This window comes from Bradyrhizobium sp. Ses1, from assembly GCF_059512365.1.
Genome location: NZ_JCAMOQ010000057.1, coordinates 30,156 through 53,662 on the forward strand (window position 1 = coordinate 30,156; position 23,507 = coordinate 53,662).

14 protein-coding genes and 5 pseudogenes are annotated in these 23,507 nt (G+C 60.3%); 7 read left to right on the plus strand and 12 right to left on the minus strand.

The window, feature by feature from the left end:
* Positions 1-599: 599 nt before the first annotated feature.
* The 8 genes and pseudogenes from AC5ZG5_RS38780 to AC5ZG5_RS38815 all read right to left on the minus strand — a co-directional run bounded on the left by AC5ZG5_RS38780 (position 600) and on the right by AC5ZG5_RS38815 (position 9,416).
* Positions 600-3,700: pseudogene (locus tag AC5ZG5_RS38780) on the minus strand (DEAD/DEAH box helicase).
* A gap of 527 nt (positions 3,701-4,227) precedes the next feature.
* Positions 4,228-4,504 (minus strand): annotated as a pseudogene (locus AC5ZG5_RS38785) (non-homologous end joining protein Ku); the annotation flags it as partial.
* Positions 4,505-4,671: 167 nt separating this feature from the next.
* Positions 4,672-5,649, minus strand: coding sequence for an AAA family ATPase (locus AC5ZG5_RS38790; RefSeq protein WP_456646086.1), 978 nt, complete (start codon positions 5,647-5,649; stop codon positions 4,672-4,674).
* Complete coding sequence (locus AC5ZG5_RS38795; RefSeq protein ID WP_456646087.1) at positions 5,649-5,924, minus strand: hypothetical protein; 276 nt, start codon at positions 5,922-5,924, stop codon at positions 5,649-5,651. Before AC5ZG5_RS38795 ends, AC5ZG5_RS38790 begins: the two co-directional genes overlap by 1 nt.
* Before the next feature lie 33 nt (positions 5,925-5,957).
* Entirely contained in the window at positions 5,958-6,188 is a 231-nt protein-coding gene (locus AC5ZG5_RS38800; RefSeq protein ID WP_456646088.1) for a hypothetical protein, read from the minus strand.
* A gap of 150 nt (positions 6,189-6,338) precedes the next feature.
* The gene (locus AC5ZG5_RS38805) at positions 6,339-6,986 is read right to left on the minus strand and encodes a carbonic anhydrase (protein WP_456646089.1); all 648 of its coding nucleotides are present in this window, start codon (positions 6,984-6,986) and stop codon (positions 6,339-6,341) included.
* A gap of 57 nt (positions 6,987-7,043) precedes the next feature.
* Positions 7,044-7,871 carry a hypothetical protein gene (locus AC5ZG5_RS38810; RefSeq protein WP_456646090.1) on the minus strand — a complete coding sequence of 276 codons (828 nt, stop codon included), beginning with the start codon at positions 7,869-7,871 and terminating at the stop codon, positions 7,044-7,046.
* Positions 7,872-8,369: 498 nt separating this feature from the next.
* The gene (locus tag AC5ZG5_RS38815; protein ID WP_456646091.1) at positions 8,370-9,416 is read right to left on the minus strand and encodes a hypothetical protein; all 1,047 of its coding nucleotides are present in this window, start codon (positions 9,414-9,416) and stop codon (positions 8,370-8,372) included.
* Positions 9,417-10,253: 837 nt separating this feature from the next.
* Here AC5ZG5_RS38815 and AC5ZG5_RS38820 point away from each other — a divergent pair.
* Positions 10,254-10,610 carry a PilZ domain-containing protein gene (locus AC5ZG5_RS38820; RefSeq protein ID WP_456646092.1) on the plus strand — a complete coding sequence of 119 codons (357 nt, stop codon included), beginning with the start codon at positions 10,254-10,256 and terminating at the stop codon, positions 10,608-10,610.
* Positions 10,611-10,776: 166 nt separating this feature from the next.
* Here AC5ZG5_RS38820 and AC5ZG5_RS38825 read toward each other — a convergent pair whose 3' ends face one another.
* A complete protein-coding gene (locus tag AC5ZG5_RS38825) occupies positions 10,777-11,253 on the minus strand; it encodes a hypothetical protein (protein ID WP_456646093.1) in 477 nt (158 codons plus the stop codon).
* Between the two features lie 577 nt (positions 11,254-11,830).
* Positions 11,831-13,558 carry a T3SS effector NEL-type E3 ubiquitin ligase NopM gene (gene nopM, locus AC5ZG5_RS38830; protein ID WP_456646094.1) on the minus strand — a complete coding sequence of 576 codons (1,728 nt, stop codon included), beginning with the start codon at positions 13,556-13,558 and terminating at the stop codon, positions 11,831-11,833.
* A gap of 246 nt (positions 13,559-13,804) precedes the next feature.
* Here nopM and AC5ZG5_RS38835 point away from each other — a divergent pair.
* The 3 genes and pseudogenes from AC5ZG5_RS38835 to AC5ZG5_RS38845 form a co-directional block, all read left to right on the plus strand.
* Positions 13,805-14,530 (plus strand): annotated as a pseudogene (locus AC5ZG5_RS38835) (ISL3 family transposase); the annotation flags it as partial.
* Positions 14,531-14,573: 43 nt separating this feature from the next.
* On the plus strand, positions 14,574-14,867 hold the full coding sequence (locus AC5ZG5_RS38840) for a VRR-NUC domain-containing protein (protein WP_456646095.1): 294 nt from the start codon (positions 14,574-14,576) through the stop codon (positions 14,865-14,867).
* Positions 14,868-14,960: 93 nt separating this feature from the next.
* Positions 14,961-16,049: a hypothetical protein gene (locus AC5ZG5_RS38845; protein ID WP_456646096.1), complete on the plus strand. Its 1,089-nt coding sequence runs from the start codon at positions 14,961-14,963 to the stop codon at positions 16,047-16,049.
* A gap of 646 nt (positions 16,050-16,695) precedes the next feature.
* On the opposite strand, the gene AC5ZG5_RS38850 is transcribed toward AC5ZG5_RS38845, so the two are convergent.
* Entirely contained in the window at positions 16,696-17,187 is a 492-nt protein-coding gene (locus tag AC5ZG5_RS38850) for a calcium-binding protein (RefSeq protein WP_456646097.1), read from the minus strand.
* A gap of 96 nt (positions 17,188-17,283) precedes the next feature.
* Here AC5ZG5_RS38850 and AC5ZG5_RS38855 point away from each other — a divergent pair.
* The 3 genes and pseudogenes from AC5ZG5_RS38855 to AC5ZG5_RS38865 form a co-directional block, all read left to right on the plus strand.
* A pseudogene (locus AC5ZG5_RS38855) lies at positions 17,284-17,476 on the plus strand (IS5/IS1182 family transposase); the annotation flags it as partial.
* Positions 17,477-18,096: 620 nt separating this feature from the next.
* Positions 18,097-20,262, plus strand: a complete 2,166-nt coding sequence (locus AC5ZG5_RS38860) for an anthranilate synthase component I (RefSeq protein ID WP_456646098.1) — start codon at positions 18,097-18,099, stop codon at positions 20,260-20,262.
* Positions 20,263-21,224: 962 nt separating this feature from the next.
* Positions 21,225-21,692, plus strand: coding sequence for an IS4/Tn5 family transposase DNA-binding protein (locus tag AC5ZG5_RS38865; RefSeq protein ID WP_456646099.1), 468 nt, complete (start codon positions 21,225-21,227; stop codon positions 21,690-21,692).
* Here the strand turns inward: AC5ZG5_RS38865 and AC5ZG5_RS38870 are convergent.
* Positions 21,638-21,883, minus strand: a pseudogene (locus AC5ZG5_RS38870) (hypothetical protein); the annotation flags it as partial. The gene AC5ZG5_RS38865 and the pseudogene AC5ZG5_RS38870 overlap by 55 nt on opposite strands.
* Positions 21,884-23,507: the final 1,624 nt, after the last annotated feature.

Genomic DNA, 23,507 nt, shown 5'->3' on the forward strand with positions numbered 1-23,507 from the left:
GAGTCAAAGCGCTAACTCGCAACGCAATCCGCTCTCCTCCGCGATCGGGGCGCGCGGATTACGAATCCACAACCATGCACCGACTTGAATCACAAGACTAACTGGAAAGGCCGTCTGGTAAGCGACTTCCGGGTGGCGCCCTGATGGGCATCCAGTGCTGAACCACAAAGCCTGTCATATACTTGCATCACAAACGAGCAACGAGATGAAGGCATTGAGCGCCGCATTGGCACGCCCAGCATGCCCGTTAGGAAAAATCGGACGGTCGTCGCGCTGGCCGCGGTAACCAGTACCCATGGAAGGCATGGTGCGCCGGGCATTCGCAGGATCAGCGGCAGCCGAGCGAGAAAGATGCGATAGCGATAAGCCCGAAGAGCCTCCCGGAAGTTCTACGAATTCAAATTGATCACCCGCAGCAGGTCCGTCAGCGTCATCGACACTGCGAGCGATCTTTCAGCCTGGCTCTTGACCTGCTGAAGCGGCTGAAGCCACCAAAGAAGCGCATACGGCTGCTCGGAATCTCGGCTCCCGGGGTTCACGCAATCGGAGGCGGAAAGCGGTTCGTCGACTCTCTCATCTGTGCAGATAGCGTAGTCGCTTCAATCGTCCAGAAGATCGAGGAACTCCTCTACCTGACTAACGGGTGCCAACCGACCGTTGCTTGTGCAGACGACCCGATCACCGTCGCGTTGCAGCGATCGCGCCCTGAACTTCCGGAGTCGTCCCGGCAGGAATCTTGCGCTACGGACTCTGGTCCCACATCCACTCTTATGATTCCTCTTCGCCTGAAGTCGATCCTAAGCCTTGCCGCAGCAAAGAAATCGCGGGCGGCCGGCGGCAATTTGCCGAAGCGGCGGGAAGTCTCGTCCTCCAGGTCGTCCAGTTCGTCTTCGCCTTGACACCTGGCGGCGCGGTCATAAATCTCCAGCCGAACCGCCTCCGATTGCACGTAGCTTGCAGGCAATATGTCCGGGATCGGCAGGTTCAGATCGGGTACCCACAGGTTGGCTGTTCTGTCATCGATCTTCTCCGAGGCCAGTTTGAGAAGGTGGCTGTAGAGCACCGGTCCGAACACCTGCACATGGCCCGACTGCCGCTCCGAAAGCAGGTCCCCCGCCCCTCGGAGGTCGAGATCGCTCGCGCTGATGGCAAAACCCGCGCCAGGTCTGCTGAACTCCTCCAGAACGGCCAACCGCTTCTCCGATCGCTCCGAGTCGGACTCGGTCAGCAAGTACGCAAACGCGCGTATCCCGCCGCGTCCGACTCTTCCTCTGAGCTGATGGAGCTGCGCAAGGCCAAACCTTTCGGGCCAACAAACCACGATCGTATTTGCACGCGGGATATCGAGACCGCTTTCCACGATGTTGGTTGCCAGCAGAACGTCGGCCGCGCCTTCGACAAAGCTCATCATTCGGTCGTCTATTTCGTCAACGGGCAATTTCCCGTGGAGACACACGATGCGGAGATCCGGGGCCGCCGATTGAACCCGCGCCAGCATCGGAGCAAGGTCCTGAATGCGCGGACAGATCAAGAAGCTTTGTCCATGGCGCCTTTGCTCGCGCAGCAACGCCGCGACGATAGCCGCATCCGAAAGCGGCGCGATCTTGGTGGCGACCGGAAGTCGATGAACGGGGGGAGAGGCAATGACGCTGAGATCCCTGAAGCCCGCGAGACCTGCCGCGAGAGTCCGCGGAATCGGCGTGGCACTCATCCAAAGGGTATGGATCCCCTTGGCCAGCTCTGAAAGCCTCGCTTTCTCCGCCGCCCCGAAATGCTGTTCCTCGTCGATGATAACCAAACCAAGCTCGGCGAACTTCACGTCCTTCGAGGCGAGAGCCTGCGTTCCGACCACCAGTCTTAGTCTTCTGCTCTTCAGCCCTTCCTTCGCCTCCCTTGTCTCCGCGGCTGAAACGGCTCGCGACAGGTTTCCCACTTTGATGCCGAACGGAGCGAAACGTTTCCGGAAAGTCGCGACATGCTGTCTTGCCAGCACCGTCGTCGGCACCGCGATTGCCACCTGCTTTCCGGATAGCGCGACGGCGGCTGCCGCTCGCAAAGCCACTTCGGTCTTGCCAAATCCGACGTCGCCGCAGATGACCCTGTCCATGGGGTGGCCGGACGCAAGATCATCCAGGACGTCGCATATGGCTTTCGCCTGGTCGACCGTCGTGAAGTACGGAAAGCGCGCGACGAACCTCTCGTACATCGGCCCCGGAGGTACAAGTTTCGGAGCCCGCCGACGGCGTCGCTGGCTGATGTGCTTGGCGAGCTGTTTTCCGGCGCTTTGAATTTCGTGCTCCGCCTCAGAGCGCCGAGCCCACCATGTACTTCCATCAGCCTTGTCCAACGTCAGCCCGCCGAGCTCCGACGCGTAAGGCCAGATCAGGGCAAGATCGGCGGGCGGAACGAGCACAGCATCGTCTCCTGCAAATTCGAGCCTGATTAGTTCGCGCGACATGCCCCCCGTTGCCACTGTCTGCAATCCATCGAGCAAAGCCAATCCTCGCTGCAGATGAATGACGACCGCGCCTAATTCCGGTACGTCCGTATGGTCGAAAGCTGCACTCCAGCTTCTAGCCATGGGCTGCGGATGATGAGCCCTACTGCCGAGCACGTCGGTAGCCGTCACAACGACAAGAGGTTTCCGGCCGGGCCCGACAAAACCCCTGTCGAAGTCGGCCAGAAGCGCCACTTCGCGTTTTCCGCCGGCCGTGGCCTTGCTCCAGTCAGGAAGGCGCTCCGCCTTAACCCCGCTCATCCGCTCCATGGCGCGCAGGTCTTCCTCCTGCGCTGCAACGAACATGAGACGTGAACCAGCGCGCCGGGTGTCGTCGACGAATGCACGAAGAGCCTTTCTCGGCGACGCGACCTTCGAAAAATCCGGCGTGGGCGTGAAAGGTGCCTTTTGGGGCAGGACGTTCATACGCCTGGACGCCTGCTTCCACTCGCGCCTACCGAGGTACTCGCGCTCTGTGTTGGTGCGACCAGCCGACTCTTCGATCGTGCTCAGCCAACTGTCGGCGTGCGCTGAAACCCCTGCATCCGCGATCCACTTGGCCCGGCCGCAATAGTCAAACAGAGTCGAGCGTTTTCCGCGTTTATTCCCGAACACCAGCCGCTCCGACATCGGGTCGACGAGCAGCTCTTTCGTCTCAAAAACAATGTCGTGTTGTATCGGGTCGAACGCCACGATCCGAAGTATCGTCCGACCGGAATGCTCTACCCTGAACGGGCCGAGTGCACCGGCCGGAAAAATCTCGAATGTCTGACCGTGAAACAGCGCGCTGCTGGGATAGTCGGCCTCTTCATCGAGGTCGTATCCGAGCGCCTCAAGTTGGGTCCGGAGCTCTTGTTCGGAAAACGCGGCGCCGACCTTCAGACGGAGCACGACGCGGGACCAACTCGTCGGCCCAGGCAGGCGCTTCATGACGGCTTCTGCGGTGGACACGAGCAGGATCGGCTTCTCAGGCTTGGCGAGGCGTCTCAAGACCGAGCTTCGTCTGCCCGCGATCTCGTGCGATGGCTCGAGCTGATCGAATGGCAGCGTATTCAATCTTGGAAGAACAAGCGCATCGCACGAGGGGTCAAGGGCGTGAATAACGGCACCCAGCCGCTCGGCCCTATTTTCGTTTTCAGCAAGAAAGACGAGGCCTTTGCGGCCAGACTTCCTCCATTGCGCGAGCAGATGGAGGGCGACCATGCCTAGAGGGGATGAAGAAGAGATCGCAGTCCGCGATGAAGGAGTCTTACGCTTCGTTGCCCTTTTGGCAACGCGCGCTTTGCTAGAACGGCCCACGTTGAACCCGTCGTTGATTCGCCACGGGCTAAGCCTCATGGCGAGTGTTGTTTTGAACAGGCCCGCTCTGATGTGGGAGCTACGCCCAAGGCTGCGTACATATGCGAATTTGGTCGCGGATGCACGTTTCCGATTCGATCATCCCGAGAAATATCGCTTGAGAGCGGAGGGTCTCAATCGTCGCCTTCTCCGACCGACGGATCGCAGTCCTCCTAACATTTCGGTTCGCCTTTCTGATCATGCTGCTGTGACTATCGGATCTCACGTCTTTGGCAACATAACGAGCCTCCGCGTAGATCGCGACGTCCGGGATCATTCACCGCTGCGCAAACTTGTTGCGAACAATTCTACGACGCAAAAGGGCATCGGGACTGCGCGCGAAGTTGTGGTTGTCGCCACGTGGCGCACCATGCGAACGCTGCATTACGCCATCAGGCCGACTTCTTCTGCTCCCTGGCCGCCGGCGGCTTCTTCGCGACGGTCTCCTTCGCTTGTTTGTTGCCTGCGATCGGCATCAGCATTTCCTTCAACCCGGCCGCTGCCTTCCGCGGCTTCTCGCCGGACCCGTTGGGACCTTTCGCCTCCGCCGCCGCGCCGCCGAGGCTTCGTCTCAAGGGTTCCATCAGAGCGACGACATTTGCTGGCGGCGGGCCTCTCCTTCGGCGTGATAGGCTTTCCGGCGCGCTTCTAATTGATGAGATCGATCAGCCGGACGCGTTTGCTGCTCGGGACGAGATTGGCGCCGGGACGAAGGATCGACCCGACGCGAGATCGTCATAGAGCACGACGTGGGCCTCGTGCAAGCGGCGCGGCGCCCTTGAGCGTCAGAAGCTCCGAATGCTCATGACCGGCGGAGATAAAAGAGACTGAGTCGTTCACCTCTCCTCCGCAATCAGATGGAAGAACGTGCCCGTCGCATGACGGCGCCGCGAACCGGTCTCCTCGACGTTCGCGCCGCTGGCATCACGGACGACCGCGAGCGGCGGATCGGGCTGGGCGAGGATCGTGGAATAGTGGAATTCGTGGCCGCGCAAGCGCGCGCCGGGCCGATGTCCGGGTATCGGCGCTGCGAGCTCGGCGAGACGATAGCCGAGATGCATGCGGCGTTGCGCAAAGCTCGTCTCTAGGCCGAGCAGACCGACCATCTCATGGCGCGCGCCTTCACTATCCGTCAAAGCTGCGCCCAGCACCATATAGCCCCCACACTCGCCGTGCACGGCTCGCGTCTCCGCAAAGGCGCGCAGAGCGGAGCGAAACCGCGCATTGGCCGCGAGGCGGCCGGCATGCAGTTCGGGATAGCCGCCGGGCAGCCAGCACACATCAGCGCTCTCATCGGGACCTTCATCGGCGAGCGGCGAGAAGGTCGCGATCTCGGCCCCGGCGCTGCGCCAGCGCTCCAGTATGTGCGGATAGACGAAAGAGAATGCCCCATCGCGGGCACCGGAATCGGCGAAGGCTTGGCGCACCAGCTCCTCGTGGCGCGGGCTCGCGACGCGGTTCAACACGACACCGGCAACCCGCACACCCGCGCGGAAATCACGCAGGCCCGCAGCTACGGCCGCGGCCGTCTGGGCTTGTCCGGACGGATCGATCACGAGCAGCACGGGCCAGCCCATCATTTCGGCAATATCAGCGGTCGCGCCGGTGCCGGAGACGCCGCGTACGGCGACGCCATCGAATAGGCCCATCGAACCTTCGGCCAAGACCAAATCAGCGTCCGCACCACGGCCGACGAGCTGTTCGACGGTCGCGCGATCCATGGCCCAACTGTCCAGGTTGACGGAGGCGCGCACCGCGGCGGCGGCATGAAACGCCGGGTCGATATAGTCGGGTCCGTTTTTGAAGCACTGCACTAGGAGACGGGCAAGTCGCTCATATCGCGCGTCTTACGCGCCGCAACGTCGTGGGCTGCGGGTGCTTCCGGTGAAGCCAGAGAAGCGGTCGAAACAATGCCGCGACCATCGACGGCAGGGAGATCCGGCGTGCAAGCGCTGGTTTCAGGCCGCACACCGATCTCAATCCGGAGCAGCTGAAGCCGGAGACCGATGTCGGCGCGCGGATCATCGTGCGAGGCACGGCGCACGCGCGAGTACTCGGCGATGAAGCACTTCTCAAGGAACCGCTGCACGTGAGTTTCGCGCCAAAGTATCCCCCAATCTGTTTACTCGTAGAGGCCGCCGCCAGCTCGCGCTAAGTCGATCTGCCCCAGGCCGAACTTACTTATGGCCTTGTTTTCACGATGGCCATATTTTTCCTGCTTCTCCGGATCTGGATCGAGGGCACCGTCCTCGATTACAAGTGCCTCACGATATTCCCGCGCGGCTCGACGATGCCTTTCTATCGCGGCGAACACCGGGTCCTTTGTGGTAGTGTGCTTCTTAGCTCTGGCCATTGGCTTACCTTTGGTTGGAGTTAGAGCCAGGGATACCCCGAAAAAGAAGCGAGGCAGGCCGCCGACCACTGGCCGGGGCACGCAGATCGGCATGCGTTGGCAAGACCTCGAACTGTCTGCCAGGATGCGTGGCGCGCTCTGTTGTTGCCGTCAGCTCAGCAGATCGACCTCGCCGGTGTCGAGCCGATAAAAACCCCCAACGACCTTCAGTTTCTTTTGCTCAGCTGCCGCGTTCAAAAACGGGCTCGCTGATCTGAGCTTTCTGACATTATCGGTCACATTTTGCAGGGTCGCGTTCGCGAGCGCGTCCCCTGTTTCCTGGGAAGATGCCTTTACCGCGGGAGCAAGTGCGGCGACGAGGGATGGAATATGCCCGGGCGGAGGCTTGTCGTCTTTCAGCGATTTGATCGAGGCCTCGACAGCGCCGCAACTTTCATGGCCTAGCACCAGGATCAGCGGGGTGTTTAGCACCTCCACCGCATATTCCATGCTGGCGATAGTTTCATCGCTGGCGAAATTGCCTGCGACCCGGCAGACGAACAGATCGCCAAGTCCGCTGTCGAAGACATATTCGGGTGCAACACGCGAATCGGCGCAGCTTAGGATCGCGGCATATTGATTTTGCCCAGCGACCAAAGCTTTGCGCTCCGGCCTGAGATCGTCGCATCGCGATATGCCCCGGACATAGCGCGCATTGCCTTCCATTAGTCGCTTCAGCGAAGCATCCGGCGAGAGCAGGTTATCCGGCTTGGGCAGCACTTTTGCCTCCTTCGCGTCAGCAATCCTGTCGCCGAGCAATGTGCCGACCGCCGAAGCAGCTGTTCGCCGTCAGCGCCTGCGAGACAAATTGAAGGATTACAAATCGAGATGCGCCCTGACGGCGTTGGGGTTGCCCATATTGGGCAAATTCGTGCTCGCGATGCCACCCTGTGCGCGAGGCAATTGGGCGCGCGCGTGACACGAAAGGCACGAAGAGGATTTGTTGTCGGCGGGTCCGTTCACGCGACCGAGAAACCCCATGAAAGGCCTCGCCGGCCATCCGTATGTTTTGCCCTGCATCGCAGGATTCATGTAGCCTTCCTGAAGCCCCGAGGTTTTGCCGGGGTCATTGCCCCAATGAAGTCCTACAAGCTGAAGGTTGTCCCAAAGGCCATCACCGGTTCGCGGTGCCATCCAGGCGAATGTTCCAAAGACCCAGCCGGTACCTTGTGCGCGGTTATCCTTCACCGCGAAGTCCACCTGCAGCAGGCGTAGTGAATCCCGCTTTCTGTTTCCGATCGGACCCGGGTTCGTGGGCGGATCGATCGCGGCGGGAATTTCCGGCGAGCCCTGCAGATATTGAACGACCGTCGCAGGAGCATTGGTGAAGAGCAGCTTTACCGAGAGCGTATGCTCCGGAAACAGACGCGCAGCGGCTTCGTCGGGCTGGCAGCGGTTTTGCCAGATTTTGCCCAACTGAAATCCGCCGAACGCATTGTACCAGCCGACCGCACAAACCTGGAAACCCGCTGGAGAATTCGGTGCAAGGTCACCGGCTCGCGCTGACCTCTCCTTGGTAAGCCCGTTGTAGTGCTCACGGCCGCTGTTCGTGTAGTTCATGAATGGTGTCGACCACCATTGCTGCTTGTCGATTTGTATCTTGCCGCCCTGAATGCCAATGGAGGATTTTGCAATCCCCTTCACGATGTCGGCGTAACCGTTCGGGTCTGTTGTGAAGTCTACCTGCCGCCAAGGAGGCGAGCCTCCTGGCATGTCGTAGGAAACGACTCATTCAAGGACTGTGCTGGCGAGGGCTGCTGACCGGCTGGGGGATCTGCGTCGGTCGCTCGAACCAATTCACAGGCCGCATTTGCGTTGGAGAAGCTCAGAACCGCGGTAAGCAACAGGAATGCTCTCATGAAAATCATTTCGGCCTCCTCAAAAAGACGCGGCAACTATAGAGTGTATGGAGGGGATATTGCTAGTCCTTGAGGCTCGGATGAGGTTTTATGCAAAACAATCTTTGAACGTTCGACACAGAAGATGGGCTTGAGACACAATAGGGCCGCGCGAGAATGCGTTTTGTCGAAGGAAGCAGGGGAGGATTGCACAGGAAAAGGCGCGGATAGCGACACGGTGGCACCGAACCAAGGGAGAGGCCCTCTCAGTCCGCGAGAGAGCCTCACCAGAGCACGCCGTCCGCTAGTGACCGAAGAGCGGACCCACGGATGGAAGGATCACAGCTGTGACCGTGCCTTTCTGCCCGTCGACGGCCGGATTACCGGGACCCAGATTGATCGGGTTAGGATATGCACCGGAAGGGCCACCGGGCGTCGCGCGGCAATAGCCGTTTCTGCCCGCACCAGATCCGCCCGGCCCAGGCGTTCCGGGATCTCCTCCACGTCCAGGCAGGCCAGCGCGGCCGCCAACGTTATTGATCCGTGAGAAACTAAGCACGTCATAGCTGTTCTTCGTGGTTACAAAGACCAGGTCAGCTCCGTCACCACCTTTGCCGGCGTCGCCACCTCTTCCTCCGGCACGGGCGGCACCGCCAACTCCACCTGGTCCGCCACCCTCCTTGCAGTCGAACAGGGAGGTGGCCCCTTCCTTTCCGTTTCCGGCCCGACCGCCATTTCCACCGCGGCCTCCGTTGCCACCGTCCCCGCCATCAAGCCCGCGGAAGAGAAACACGACGTTCAGCAGACCTGGTGGAATGGGCCCGCGAGGATCGAGCAGTTCGCCAACGACGACATACACGTCGGGGAGCTGCTTCGTGGATCCCGCTAGCCCGGGTCCGCCGGGGCCACCGGGATAGCCCGGATTTCCAGTCCTGTTTGTCTCGCCTGGATGATCTGCCCCCGTTGCACCGGGTGCTCCCGGGCTCCCGTTGGCAGCGCTGAGCTTCGAAGTGTCTCTCTGGATAATGCTGTACGCATCCGGCTTGGCAAATTTCATTCGCTGCGCCGCCACGACAATCCAGGGAGCGTCAACGTTGGTGAGAGTCATTCGTGCCCCTTCGGAGAACGAAATCTCATCCGCCTTGATGATCTGTTGCGAAAACTTTTCCTCTCCCGAGATCGGGATCAGCGTCTGCGTCAGGGGCGCGGCCTTGATCGCGCTGGCAACTTCCGGCGGCAGATTGCCTATTGGTATGGCCTGCTGCGCGGACGAGGCACCAGTCCCGAGCGATAAGATGAAAGCAGCCAGCGCCAGACCACGGCATCCGCAAATAGAGCTTCTCGATTCCACTCTCAATTCTCCAATGGTTGATGGGGTAACAGGAAACGCGCGCGCTCACGCCGCTCCGCGCGCCGCCGAATCGATTCAAGTTTGAGTCAGCAAGGCTTTCCGTTGCAGAGACGCGAGTCGGCCCCCCGGTCAGGCGGAAATTGAACGCCGACAGAGCCACCGGAGTTGTTGTCCGGCGGCTTGGGAGGCGGCGAGGTCCAAATGTGCCCCCGCCTAGGGGCGCGGTCGTCTTGGGCGGAGTTGAAGGTGGATCTCCCGCAACGGCTAATGACGGTACAATCAGAAAACCACCAGTGAGAAAAATGCGCCGCAACTGAATATGCATAAGCTGCCCCCGGACAGAGGTCTAATGCTGAGGATGCTACAACGATTCATTATCAAAGACATGACGCGGTGAACCTTTGCGGCGCACGAGCGTAAGAACAAGAGTCGCTGTAGTCGTTTGCCCGGACTCCATGTCGGCAATTGTTGGCACAGGATCGCGCAAGGAAAGTGCGTTTTTAGGAAGATAACGAGGAGAAGCTGCATTCTGGGCGGAAAAATAGCCTGCAAAGGGCCCGTGCGGTGTTGCAGGATCTGGATCGTGCGATGCATACCAAGCGCTGACCATCTGATACTGTTTTTACTCAATCACCTGCCGGGCTACTCAGCTCACGATGACAACGGTTGCCGACAGGCGACTGTTAGCTGCCGTGCAGGATACCGGTGCGTCCCTGATTGCCAAGTTTCGAGTAGGGGTTGGTGGTGCGTTAGCGCTGAAGAGAGCCATTTGGCTCTTCTCGAGAGCCCCATTGTGATGTTGCATTTTGAAGACACAACTGAATCGGCGCGGAGCCTATGAGTTGGGACAGGCGAAAAGCGAAGCGCGTTCAGTTTGAGCATGAATACCGAGCGACCCTTGTGGGCTCTGACGGCACATGGCGGCGCGATTGCATTCTCCTGGATGTTTCCGAAACGGGGGCGCGCCTTCGCATAGAGGGGTCGGCAGACGTCCTCAAGACACGAGTGTTTTTCCTGTTGCTTTCGACCACGGGGCTGGTCTTCCGCCGCTGCGAGTTGATCCGGTTAGACGGCTCGGAAGTTGGCGTTCAGTTTATTACGAGCCGGACCATTCGCGCAGGGGCGGCACTCGGCCAAAAAGGTCCAACGCGAGGCCCTGGTTGTCCCATACAGATATCAAATCGCCGTGTGTAGTGGTGGAAGAGGCAAGAAGAGGATTGCATCAAGACATCTGGAGGCAAGCTCTCCAGATGGTTGGCTCTCGGCAGCCACGGCACCGCGCCCCTTTGGGGCGCGGCAAATTTTTCCGACGCGAAGAGCCGGGCCGCCTTCGCGGCCCGGCTCAATGGTCGGCTGGTGACTACGCGGCCAGTGCAGCCTCCGGCGTCCGTTGCAGCGACCGCAGCACCTGCGGCAGCCAACCCTTGTCGGCCAGCAACCGCTCGGCCGCTTCCGCAATCGCGGGCTTCTTCAAGTCTGCCAGTTGCGCGGCGGCTTCCTCGGAGACGCCCTCTCGTACGGTCTCAACGATGACCGCCTTGGTCACCTGCCCAAGGTAGCTGGCGACAGTGGGCTGCCAGTGTGCCGCCATATCCAGCGAGACCGCCTCAGCGAGCGCCTCGGCGTGTTTCAGAGGTGGTGATACGCTTGCACCCGGGCGGACGACCGCATCGACCGTAAGGGCCGCACAATGCGCCAGCAGGCGCATCAACTGCTCCTGCGTGAAGCCCACCAAGGCGTCCCAGAGGTCTTGCACGTCTGCGGGCAAGAGCTTGGCAAGCTCCGCCTGCCGGTCGCTGCACGCGCGCCCCAGCGGGCTCTCATCAATCCCCGCCACGTGACTCGACAGGTAAGGCCAATGAACTCGCCGAATCTGGGAACGAGGTCCTGATCAAGGACCTTGCCGGCAGGGTCCTCGACCCGGCGGTGAACGTTGAACTCGCCGTGCGCGAATAGATTTCTCGTCCCGGCGCCGGTTCGCTCGGCGGCTACGGGGCAAAACTGTTCGTTCCGCCCTTTGCAAGAGCTGCCTTGTGGGCCGGCCAAGCCTGAAACCTCTTCACCAACGTGTCGATGTTGGGGCATGCGGAGATTTCGAACCGCCCGGCCGCGAGTTCTCTGATGAAACTCAGCTGATGTCGGCGGCTGACTGCTCGTCCCGACCTAGCCCCACGGGCTTAATCCAGTTTGAAGTTCGTTCTGGCCCACGGTGAAGTGCTCCCCGACTTTAGGCCAGCCAACGCTGGAATTTTCCGGGGTTAGGGCTCATTCGGCGGAAGCGCCGGTGAGCGGTTGATCAGCGATATCGGCGGCTTGTTGTCAATCGGCGTTCAAATTTGCAAGCCGATTGACAATCGATCTTTAGGTAGCGCCACAGAGCAATGAAAAATATCCCTGCGGGAGTCTTGGAAACCTCATTGTTCGAGGCCACGCTCTGCGAGCAGCCGGTGCATGACCTCGCGTTTGATCTCGCCAGCGATTTCGTTTCGGACTTGGGCTCCGAGCACCCGCTCGGCATCCAGGTCGCCTAGCAGACCATGCTCGGCCAGTCGCTGATCCAAGCGGGTTTGAAACTCCTCGCCCATGGCTTCGACGAGTCGGTCTTGCATCGCTGCATGTTCGTCCGGGGCGATGCGCCTCAGCACCGTCTCCCAGGGTTGCCAGCGGGTTGCCATGTAGTCGGTGAATTGGTTCGCTTCCCGCTCCCGAACCAGGTCCAGCGCCCGCGCCGCATCATCCGGGGTTACGTGAGAGACCGCCAGGAAGCGCATGTTAGGGGCGACGTGACTCAGCTCGAGCGGCTCGCGCAGCAGATGTTGATAGGCCAGGTAGACTTCGACGTCGTCTATGCTCGGGTCGACGCTGAGGAGCGAGTTGACCCTGTCGCGCGCGATCGCGTCCAGCGCCTCCAAGCGGAACGCAACATGGCCGCGCTGGATCAGTTCGCCAAGCCGATCGTCATATCGACCGTCCTCGACGTCAGCGTTAAGGCGCGCGGTCTGCATACCGTTCCAGTGCAAAGTAACACGATCCTCGCAGCTCGCGTTGGCCTCGGAAGCCTGTGTGAAAAACTGCTCGCGCAATCTCGGATTGGTCGCCGCCTGCCGCAGATCATCAGCCACTGCCTGCCGAAACTCGTCATTGCCATAGTTCACGGTTCCTCGCAGCCTCTCTAGGAACCGTGCGTAGTCCTGGGCGCCTGGCTCATCCGCAAAGTGCTGCCATTCGGCCAGTGCCGCCGGGTCGTCCCCGAGCCAGTGCGCGGCAGCCTCGTACAGAGGCACCTGCTCAAGCTGCGGTGACGCTTCAGCCCCCGCCAGGTTAGCGCGGACCTCGTCCGGCAGTGGGTTATCCCCGAGCTCGAGGTTCTCCAAATGGGGGTAGCTAAAACTCGATAAGAGATCCTCAGGCAGGCTGGTCAGCCGGTTACCGCCGAGATTGAGCGATTGGAGCGCGCTCGGAAGGAGTTCGGGGAGGTTGGTCAATTGATTGCTGCTGACATCGAGTTCAGTGAGCCCGGATGGGAGGGGCTCGGGGAGGTCGGTCAGCTGATTGCCGCTAACCGCGAGCGAGGTGAGCCTGCTCGGGAGAGCGTCGGGCAGGCTACTTAGTCGGTTGTTGTTTGCGTTCAGGATCTCGAGCCGCGCCGGGAGGTTGGCCGGCAGACTGGTCAACCTGTTACCGCTCACCTCCAGCCGAAGGAGGCTCGCCGGAAGAGCGTCCGGCAAACTGGTCAACCGGTTGTGGCTAATGAGAAGATGCTGGAGACCGGGTGGCAGCCCAGCGGGCAGGCTGCTTAGCTCGTTGTGCATGGCGCGGAGTTCCAGCCGCCTCGGCGGCAGGGCGGCGGGCAAAGCGGTCAGGGAGAGCGATGACAAATCTACCGAATGCGAGCCCATGTTGTTTGAAACCCTAATTCGTGAGGCCCCCTGTTGCCGATTCTCGGCTTCGCCCTGCCCCTCTTCGGCAACCCAGTTTTCCAGGATCTGCTCGCGCGAGGAGGCGGGGGTCCGATATCCTGTCAAGACTTCGACCCAATCCGCCACGGCTCGAGTGAAGCCGCGGAGGTAGCTTTCCTGCTCCCCCTCTTCAGAAATGTCCGTGGAAGAACCTGCACTCCGCTGTGCCTGTCCTGTGTTCATCAATACCTTTCCCCGTCGTCAGAATAAAGAATACGCCCGCCGCTTCTCAAGGCCGCGAAGCAGGTGGTTGCGCAGCGCAATGATCATTCGAGAGCCAGTGCACGTGCGCTGCGGCTCCCGAGCCCGACTCGAGCCGGTACAGGTTCACACGAATCCCACCGCGGCAAATGGATCGATACTGCTGCGAGGCTTCCTGCCATTTCGCTGACCAGATAAGTCCCGGAGCACAGTCAACGTGGAAGCGTTCTGCCCTTAGCAGGCCTACCTGTCGATCAGCTGACGAGTGTCGCTGCCGAACACCCAGTTCGCTCGACTGTTGCCATCAGCGACCGAAGCGGGTCCACCTCGCGTAGCCGATATCGGCGACACGTGACCGATCTGCCGCTGGCCCGGCGGGTCGTAGAGCTCCTGGTGATTGCCCGCCGCTTCCGCTGCGACGCCGTCCTGTGCGGACGCCAGATCTTCACTGAGCGTTTCGCCGACGGGATATTGGCGCCATCGGCGCGACGCACGGCGCGGCTGGACTCTATCGTCCATCATCTCGGTCTGGCGCTTGGCGGCCGACCGGCAGCGGGCTTCGCAAAACGGCTAATGCTGCCAGAAGCAAGGACACGCTTCTGCGTGTTGTTCGACGCCGCAGCCGTTCGCCGGCCGATTGTCTAGAAGATCATCGGCATCGATGACTGGGCCTGGCGGCGCAATCACCGATACGCCAGCATCATCTGCAACCTTGAAAGGCGCCGGGTTGCCAACTTGCTGCCGGATCGCGAGCCTGCGACCGCCCGAGCCTGGCTGGCTGCTCATCCCACGATCTCCATCGTCGCTCGCGATCGTGGCGGGGGATATGGCGAAGCCGCAGCAAAGGCACTGCCACACGCGGTGCTGGTCGCCGACCGTTGGCATTTGATGGAGGATGCCAGTCGGGCACTCGTTAACGCCGTCCGCATATCGATGCGCCAGATACGTACGGTCAGCATTTTTCTTCAAGCCCGATGGCGAGGCGGATCGCGGTGCCTTGCTTGAGTTGTTTGCCTATTGGCTGAGCCCCAGCGACGGGCTGCGTCAATACCTCTGGGCGCATCGCGAGGCCGACGTGAGCCGGGCCCGGCGGCTCATCGAGATCCTGCCGCCGGACACGATCCTGCTGATCCTGCGCTACCTCGTCGCCGACTATTGGGGCCATTATATCGGCTGGCCGGATCTCATCCTCCATCGCGACGAAGCGTTCATGCTGGTCGAGGTCAAATCCTCGTCCGACAAGCTGAGCGCCGAGCAGATGGGATGGATCAAGACAACCATGATATCCTGAAGCTGCAATTCCGTCTGGCCAAGCTGCATCGGCTGGCGCGGCAGGTGAGACGCGGCGAAAGCCAGCATGTGAGTCCACACATTGAAGGAGGTGATGCAGACTTTTGCCGGTGAGATCAAACCGCCGTGTCCAGGCGGGCATGTCTTCACTTTCCGAGAGATCGAGCATCCGGACGGCGGCGCGCCCAGGACACTCACCTTCACCGAGGTCGATATCAAGCCTCGTAGCTATGAGGAGCTCGACGCGGCCAAGCTCCACCAAGCGGTTACCATTCCGCTTGAGATGTACAATGGCCGGATCCTCGAGACCGACGTCGAAGGCGTCGATCTTTCTAAATATGCGCATATCACGGCGATGCTCGAGAGCCCCTTCACTGCGCAGGCAATCGGCCTCGTGCGTGGGGGCTGGCTTCCATCGGTACTCGCCGCCACGCGCGACAACGCCGTGGTCTTTCCCGACCGCAACATCATCTCCGAGCTCTCCGGACGCTTTGCCGGTGGCCACACGGTCGGGCGCGAGCCAGATTTCCTCGATCTGTTCGCAGGCTCACAGGTCAAGATCAATCCAACGCTCGCAGCGATGGAAGGCAATGGCCGGGCGCTCTCGACGCCAGACGAGGCGCGCGAACAGTTGGATGAGGCGGTCGCAAAGCTTAAGAGCGCTTGCCACAAGCGGCTGATGGTTGGGCCAGACTCGCTCAAAGGCTTGCTCGGGCTGATCGAGGATATGCGGCCGGGCCTTGAACGAAACCAGGCGCGGCTTAAGGCGCTGGCGCCATCGCTCTGCAAGCCGACCGCCCGACGCGAGATAGATGCCCGCTGGAATACAGTGCTCGAGGCGGCCGATGCACATCAGGTGCCGCGCTCGTCGCTCTTGGTTCTGGCGCTACTGAGCGCACTCGTCCATCCGACTGTACGGTGCGCATCGAAGCGGCTGCTGAAGCTGCACGACAGTTATACGGATGGTGACGCGTATAATGCTCTCAGCGATCTCAGGGCGCTGGAACTGCTCCTCTATGCCCTTGCCTTCTTCCCCGATTTCGAGGCGCAAATCTGCACGAAAGACCGCCAATTGGCCCTGTTTTGGGTGGGAGCAGGCGCCCACGACATCAAGCGGGCGGGCGTAGGCATCCGCTGCTCGCTGACGCCGCACGTATCCTGTTTGCCGCGCGGCAGCGGCTGATGGAGCTGGCTGGAGCGGCTCTCCCGAACACTAAACCGTGGGCTCGCCTGAGCGAGCGGATCAGGACAACACCTCGCTCCGCTTTTGGATCAGGCCGGTGCGGCGGTCGAGATGCGCGCTCTTCAGATCGTAGGCAAGCTGGCGAGGAACAAGTCGATCAGCGGGGCCGCAGTAATCGAATCGCGCGCCGACTGCAGGTTGGCAACGTCGGCCGCCCGCTCACGTTGGGCGCCGGATAGCGAGCAAGCAAACGCATTGCTGTTCGTCCCCTCACAGGGGACGCCATCGACGCATGCGTCACAATCCCCCGTGATGAGCCAGGAACCAGCGGAGGAGGCCGGGCAGCAAAGCAAATGAGGCAACGGACCGTACTCGGCAGCATGGATGCGTGAGGCAATCCGCGCTTCCAACCTGATTGCGGCGCGGCAGCCGAGGTTATTGCGGCACTCAGATCAAACAATCGGTCCTTACTGACAGCGAGCTGAGTATGCGCGGAGACGCTATGGCGATGAACCGACCGCCATGTCTCTGTCCTGTTCAATTCACCTTATCGGGAGCGGCGGCGAATCGCCGCAGGCAGACAGGGTGTGCCCTAGCGATCGCCGTGCCCGGCCGCGCTGCTCGGCCAAAAGGTATGCCGAGAAAATCAGGTGAATAGATCGTTGGAATGCAAGATCGAGAAGTAAGTTTCCGGGTGTTGCTGAACGTCGTTAGCACTTACATTGGAGAGCGTGATCGAATTGCCCTTTCCGAGGTCAACGACCGCGCTGTCCGCGCCAGCCGCCTCCACGTGAGCGACAAGATCCGCAACCGTGTGAATATTAGTGGCATTGATCCCTTCCTCGATATGCAGCTTGTCCCCCACCGTGAAGTCCATCACGGCATCGTTGCCGCCGCCGCTCGTGAAGAAGAAGTTGTCGTTGCCCTCATTGCCGAACAGGGTATCGTTGCCCTCATCGCCGAACAGAAAATCGTCACCCTCATCACCAGAGAGCGTGTCGTTGCCCTTATTGCCTTCCAGATTATCGGCGCCCGCTCTACCGGAGAGCCAGTCGTTCCCGTCCAAGCCCTTAATATAGTCCCTCGCGGGCGTTCCATTCAAGTGATCGTCGGAGTTTGTGCCGCGGATTACAGCCATGTCTTTCTCCCGTGTTGTATCAGCTTGGCGAGCGTCATCGCGCTCTGCCTTCCACACATACACATCGAAGCTGACGGTAATCTGATTTCACACCAGTCGCGCGACCATTTGTTGGTCGATGGCACGCTGATCGAGGCTGGGGCTTCGAAGGACGGCTCCGGCGAGCCGCCGGCTCAAGGCGGCGGGCGCAATGCCGATGCGGACTTCCATGGCCAAAAAGCTCGAGCAACACCCATGCTTCGACCACCGATCCGGACGCAGGCTGTACCGCAAGGACAAAGGCAAGGAGTTGATACTCGAGCAGAATATCTGCCTGCATTCTCGACCGCGGGATGAGCAAGCTGAAGATCGACGACGGAGGTGATGTGAGTAAAACAGTGGAATATTTCAGGCGTTCGCCGCCTTCGTGTTGGGCGAGAACCCAGATGTTCTGGGGATATCGATCGCGAATTCCTTGAAGGATATCAACTTCGCGATCCAACTCGCAGGCGAAGCAGCAATCTCGATGACTTTCCTGGCTGCGGCCGCGCGCAATTGGACGGAAAAGGTGAGCTCACATTGCCTCATCCGGCGCCATCATAAGGATCTGGATGGGCTTGGCGGTGTGCGGGCGGACTTTCCCTGGGAAAGCAGCGCGGTTGCGATTGACCCACTGTATGTTCTGGGACTCGTCAGCTTCTCAACAGCTAAGTCTCCTAGCATGGAACCATCGAATCTAGGCAATCCCGTCTACCGGAAGCAGCACGGAGTGGCAGATCCGACGATCGGAAGAGTGGCGGTCGGTGGCTGTTGTCAGGTAACGCGACGGTGCATCGTGTTCTGGCTTCGAGGATCCGAAGAATCGGAATTTGTGCCCAAGGTTTCGTTCTGTGTGCGGAGTTCCCTTGGCCAAGCACGTAAGAGGATCACATGAACCGGCCAGTCTTCGCCCTCCCGGCCAGAAGCGACTATGTGACCCGTGGAGGTCTCGCGATCACGCGCGTGGCCGAGCAGTTCACCGGCGGCGCGAGCCGGCTCGACGATCTCGTCAGCCTGCTCGACCGCCGCCGCGGCGTGGTGCTGTCCTCGGGCACGACGGTGCCCGGCCGCTACGAGAGCTTCGATCTCGGCTTCTCCGACCCGCCGCTCAAGCTCGAGACATCAGGTGTCAATTTCAAGCTGGAAGCGCTGAACGAACGCGGGCAGGTGCTGATCGCCTTTCTCACTGAGGTCCTGCGCGAGCCCTGCGTGGTGATCTCCGAGAAGGCGGCCACGCGGCTTGCAGGTCACATCATCCGCGGCGATGCGCCGGTCGAGGAGGACCAGCGCACCCGGCGTGCCGGCGTGATGTCGCTGGTGCGCGATCTCGTCGCCGCCTTCTCCGCCAATGACGACGGCCTGCTCGGCCTGTTCGGTGCCTTCGCCTACGACCTCGTGTTCCAGATCGAGGACCTCGTGCAGAAGCGCCCGCGCGAGCAGGACCAGCGCGACATCGTGCTCTATGTGCCCGATCGCCTGCTGGCCTATGACCGCGACACCGGCCGCGGCGTGGTGCTGAGCTACGACTTTGCCTGGAAGGGCAAGTCGACCGAAGGCCTGCCGCGCGAGACCGCCGACAGCCCGTATCTGAAGACGCCGCGCCAGGGTTTTGCCGATCACGCCCCCGGCGAATATCACGCCACCGTCGAGATCGCGCGCGCGGCCTTTGCTCGTGGCGATCTGTTTGAAGCCGTGCCGGGTCAGCTTTTCGCCGAGCCCTGCGACCGCTCGCCGGCCGAAGTATTCCAGCGCCTGTGCGTCATCAACCCCTCGCCCTACGGCGCGCTGATGAATCTCGGCGAGGGCGAATTCCTGGTGTCGGCCTCGCCGGAGATGTTCGTGCGCTCGGATGGACGCCGCGTCGAGACCTGCCCGATATCGGGCACGATCGCGCGCGGCACCGATGCGATCGGCGATGCCGAGCAGATCCGCCAGCTCCTGAACTCGGAGAAGGACGAGTTCGAGCTCAACATGTGCACCGACGTCGACCGCAACGACAAGGCGCGCGTCTGCGTGCCCGGCACCATCAAGGTGCTGGCGCGGCGGCAGATCGAGACTTACTCAAAACTGTTCCACACCGTCGATCATGTCGAAGGCATGCTGCGCCCCGGCTTCGACGCGCTCGATGCCTTCCTCACCCACGCCTGGGCGGTCACCGTGACCGGCGCGCCAAAGCTCTGGGCGATGCAGTTCGTCGAGGATCACGAGCGCTCGCCACGGCGCTGGTATGCCGGCGCGATCGGAGCGGTGAATTTCGACGGCAGCATCAACACCGGTCTCACCATCCGCACCATCCGTATGAAGGATGGCTTGGCTGAAGTGCGTGTCGGCGCGACCTGCCTGTTCGATTCAGACCCCGCCGCCGAAGACCGCGAATGCCAGGTCAAGGCCGCCGCCCTGTTCCAGGCGCTGCGCGGCGATCCGCCAAAGCCGCTGCCGACCTTTGCGCCCGATGTCACCGGAAGCGGCAAGCAGGTGCTGCTGATCGATCACGACGACAGCTTCGTGCACATGCTCGCCGACTATTTCCGCCAGGTCGGTGCCAGCGTCACCGTGGCCCGCTATGTGCATGCGCTCGACATGCTCAAGCAGAAGAGGTGGGATTTGCTGGTACTGTCGCCCGGCCCCGGGCGTCCGGAGGATTTCGCGATCAAGAAGACCATCGATGCGGCGCTAGAGAAGAAGCTGCCGGTGTTCGGGGTCTGCCTCGGCGTGCAGGCGATCGGCGAATATTTCGGCGGCCGGCTCGGCCAGCTTCACCAGCCCGCCCATGGCCGCCCCTCCCCCATTCAGGTGTGGGGTGGCCGGCTTCTGCAGGGCTTGCCCAGCGAGATCGTGATCGGCCGCTATCATTCGCTATACGTCGAGCGTGATAGCGTCCCCGAGGTACTTAGGGTAACGGCAAATACCGAGGACGGCATTCCTATGGCGCTCGAGCACAAGAGTTTGCCGGTCGATGGCGTGCAATTTCATCCGGAATCGCTGATGTCTCTGGGCGGCGAGGTAGGCCTACGGATTGCCAAAAATGCGCTTCGTCTCAATGAGACGGCGAACTGAAACTGGCCTTGTGCAGGGAAACCACGTTGGCTCCAACTCGAACTCGGCCCTTCAGTTTTTGGAGACATTGAGTTGAAACTCAACCTCTGATGCGGCACGAAACACCTTGAGACTTGCGGCTTGCGCGACTGGATTGTCGGGCTCTTGGCAAAAAGGCCGGCGCGGCTGGTGACCGTCCCTCTTGCCAACAAGTTCGCTCGGATCATCTGGGCAATGATGAAAACGGGAGAGTGCTTCTGCACCGAAAATGTTCGCCAAACCTTGAACGTGAGTTTCTGCCAGCCACTTCCGAATCAAGAACTATAAGCTTGGTGAGTGCAAGAAAGCATGATGAAATACAACGGTCGCCGCCAAAAACCAGGAAACCCCGGTCGTGTGAGCTTTAAAGCTCGCATCTTTTGATGTGACCACTTGGTTGTCTGACTTCGTCGGGGGCCCGCGGAGATATGATCCGCGCTAAAGGCCGGACATGCGATCGGACCCGTATAAGTCGTTCAAAGTGCCAAATTGGGCTTGCCATCAGAGGCCGTCCACAAATGACGACTGTGGACCTGCCTCGATGACGGCCGAGCAGCAACGCGACCTGCTGGAGATGATGGAGGATCGCGTGGCCGCGGCTCAACCGCGGTGACAAGCCATCTCCGGTCGAGCAATGGCACGAGCGCATCGCCGATGCTATTCTCGGTCGCCTCGAGCTTCCCCGTAGCTCTTTGACAGAAAGCCGACCCACCTTCTTTTGATCGGCCCAGCCGAACATCGTACCGCCCCGCCGTCATGCGACGCTGAACGCCGATTAATGGGGGACTTGCTCAATAACGCAAGACCACCGGTTTCTAGGGTGCTGAATTACCCACAAGTGCTTGAATTAATTGCGAGGCCTGATCGAGAACCGAATGAATCGCTTGTGATTCGCTGCTGAGCACCTGAATCGCAGCAGCGAGGTGCTTCATGTGTTTAAGCGGGTGACACCTTTTCGTTCGGCATGCCAGATTGGAGGCCATGATCATGGTGATGCGAGCGGGATCGAACACTGGACTGAGCGTGAGATCGACGAAACCGCGTTCAAAGACGCCCGTCTTGGTCGACGATTTGGCGAGCTGTTAAAGAAAATCGGTGACGGCATGGGCGGCAGCATACCGTTCGCGTGCCAGGACTGGGCGAATACGAAGGCGGCCTACCGCTTCTTCGCCAACGAGCGCGTGGAAGAGACCGATATTCTCAGCAGCCACTTCACCGCGACGCGCACGCGTTACGATGATTGTAAAGGCCCGATTCTTCTGATCAAGCCCAGGGCGAGCACGTTGCTGGAGACTCCCGCAACAGCTCCGCAATCAGACGAAGAGTGCGAAATGCTTCCGACGACTTGCGAAGGCCAAAGAGGAGCCCGGTCTACTCTCGACAAAATCGGAATAGGAGCGAAACCCAGATGATGCAATGCCTCACGAGCGTGATGCCGTCCCCAGGCGAATTCACGCTGACGACGTAGCGATACGGTCCCCAACATGTCTGCTTCAGCGGGAAATGGCAGGGGAGCCGGATCACGTATTGGTCCGCCTGAAAAGCTGATGTCATGCGCCAAAGCTGCGGAGATAGTAGCCCCTAACGTCGTAAGCGTCCTCATAGCCGGGACGAATCCTTGTTCGGAGTGTGAAGTTGCGAAATGATATACCTTATCCGGTAGCTAGCCTGAGATCGAAGGCAACTCAAGATCTATAGGCCCTCCAAGATGAGGTCTTGATCTTCGATCACGATATTTCGACGGCAGCGTCGGATGGATAGACTGCGTGCATGTCGAACCACCTCACGGCTCTACGCGGAAGCTTTGGAGATAAACGGCGCCAGACTGATCGCGGCCGCTGTGCTTTACAAAAAGACGATTGAGCATAATCCCCCTCTTCATCGCCAAACTTTCTAGCAAACGATTGATGCGCTCTATCGTCTCGCGGGGAATCGCGGCCTTCGCGCGATATTGTCGCCCGATGCGGTTTTGACTAGGACCGAATGGCGCCGATAACAATTTCCCTCGTTTATATCTGCTGCATAGATGCAGGACATGGCGAACAGATGCAATTTCCGCTTTCCAGCCAGCCCATAGTTGCCCGGTCGAACGGAGTGCTCGTCAACACTCCATCGGGGATCACCAAAACAATATCTCTCCGAATTTTGCAGGCACGACTGCGCGCCCCGAGTTCACCCAGACAGACCAAACCGCACCGCTGCACTCGGGTCGTGGTCGAGTAGCTCGGCCATTTGGCTTTGCCCTCACAGATCCGGGCGGGCGGCTTTCCCGCACCCGGCTCTTCCCGAGAGTAACCCGCATCATATCCGCGCCTGCGCCCATGTGCTGATGCGTGGAGTTGGCAGGCGGAAGCGTGACGTCAGGGTCTCGAACTCCGGCCAACCCATGCGCCGGCTTTTTCTGGCTGCGCCGTCTCAGACAGTAGCACCGAGCTTGCGCTCAAGGGCTCGTAAAATCGGCAATTGACCCTTTGTGATCTTCAACTGGGCCTCTGCCGTTTGAAGCCACCTAGCGCTATCAACTTCAGGAAAGTCCTGTGTCCTTCGATTTCGGCGACCACTCCATCGAGAAGGTGTTGCTTTTGAGCAATCCGGGGGCACAATCGCCACTCATTCCCCAAGCACTGATTGTTTTCCGCTTGGCTGCTTGAATTCGCCGAGCTCAAGGAATTCTCCATCGATGCTGAATCCGGTCTCGTCCTCCTGCTTAGCGGCGGCTAATGGATTCTCTCCCTCGCCGTATAGACCCTTCGGGTAAAGACCATGATCCTTCATCCTTCTTGGACCCAAAGGGCCCATCTGGATGAGCAGGAAAAGCTCGAGTTCGCCTGACTGCCATCCGAACAGAAGAATTCCTGCTTCGTTTGCTCATAAGATAGCTTTCTTATCACGTACTCCGAAACCAGTTGGTCGATACCACGCTTTGCCGCGCGACCACTCCACGAAATATGAATGTCGCGCATTGGGGCCTGCCTCGCACATTTACCGCGCGATTGAGAGACTATCGGACGCTTCGATTGTCAGCCTTGAGACCACTGTCAGGAAGTTGACGCGACACACTCTTAGGAAAGTCCCGCAAAATATACGAATTCAGTTCGGCACGCAGCTTGCTTCGTTCAGGACCTCATCACCAATCGCAGTGCGGTGATCTGAAATGGACCCGCGGAGCGGGACCGCTTGAACCGGTTTGTTAGTTGGAAACTGACCGCTCCTGATCCCTTTCTATC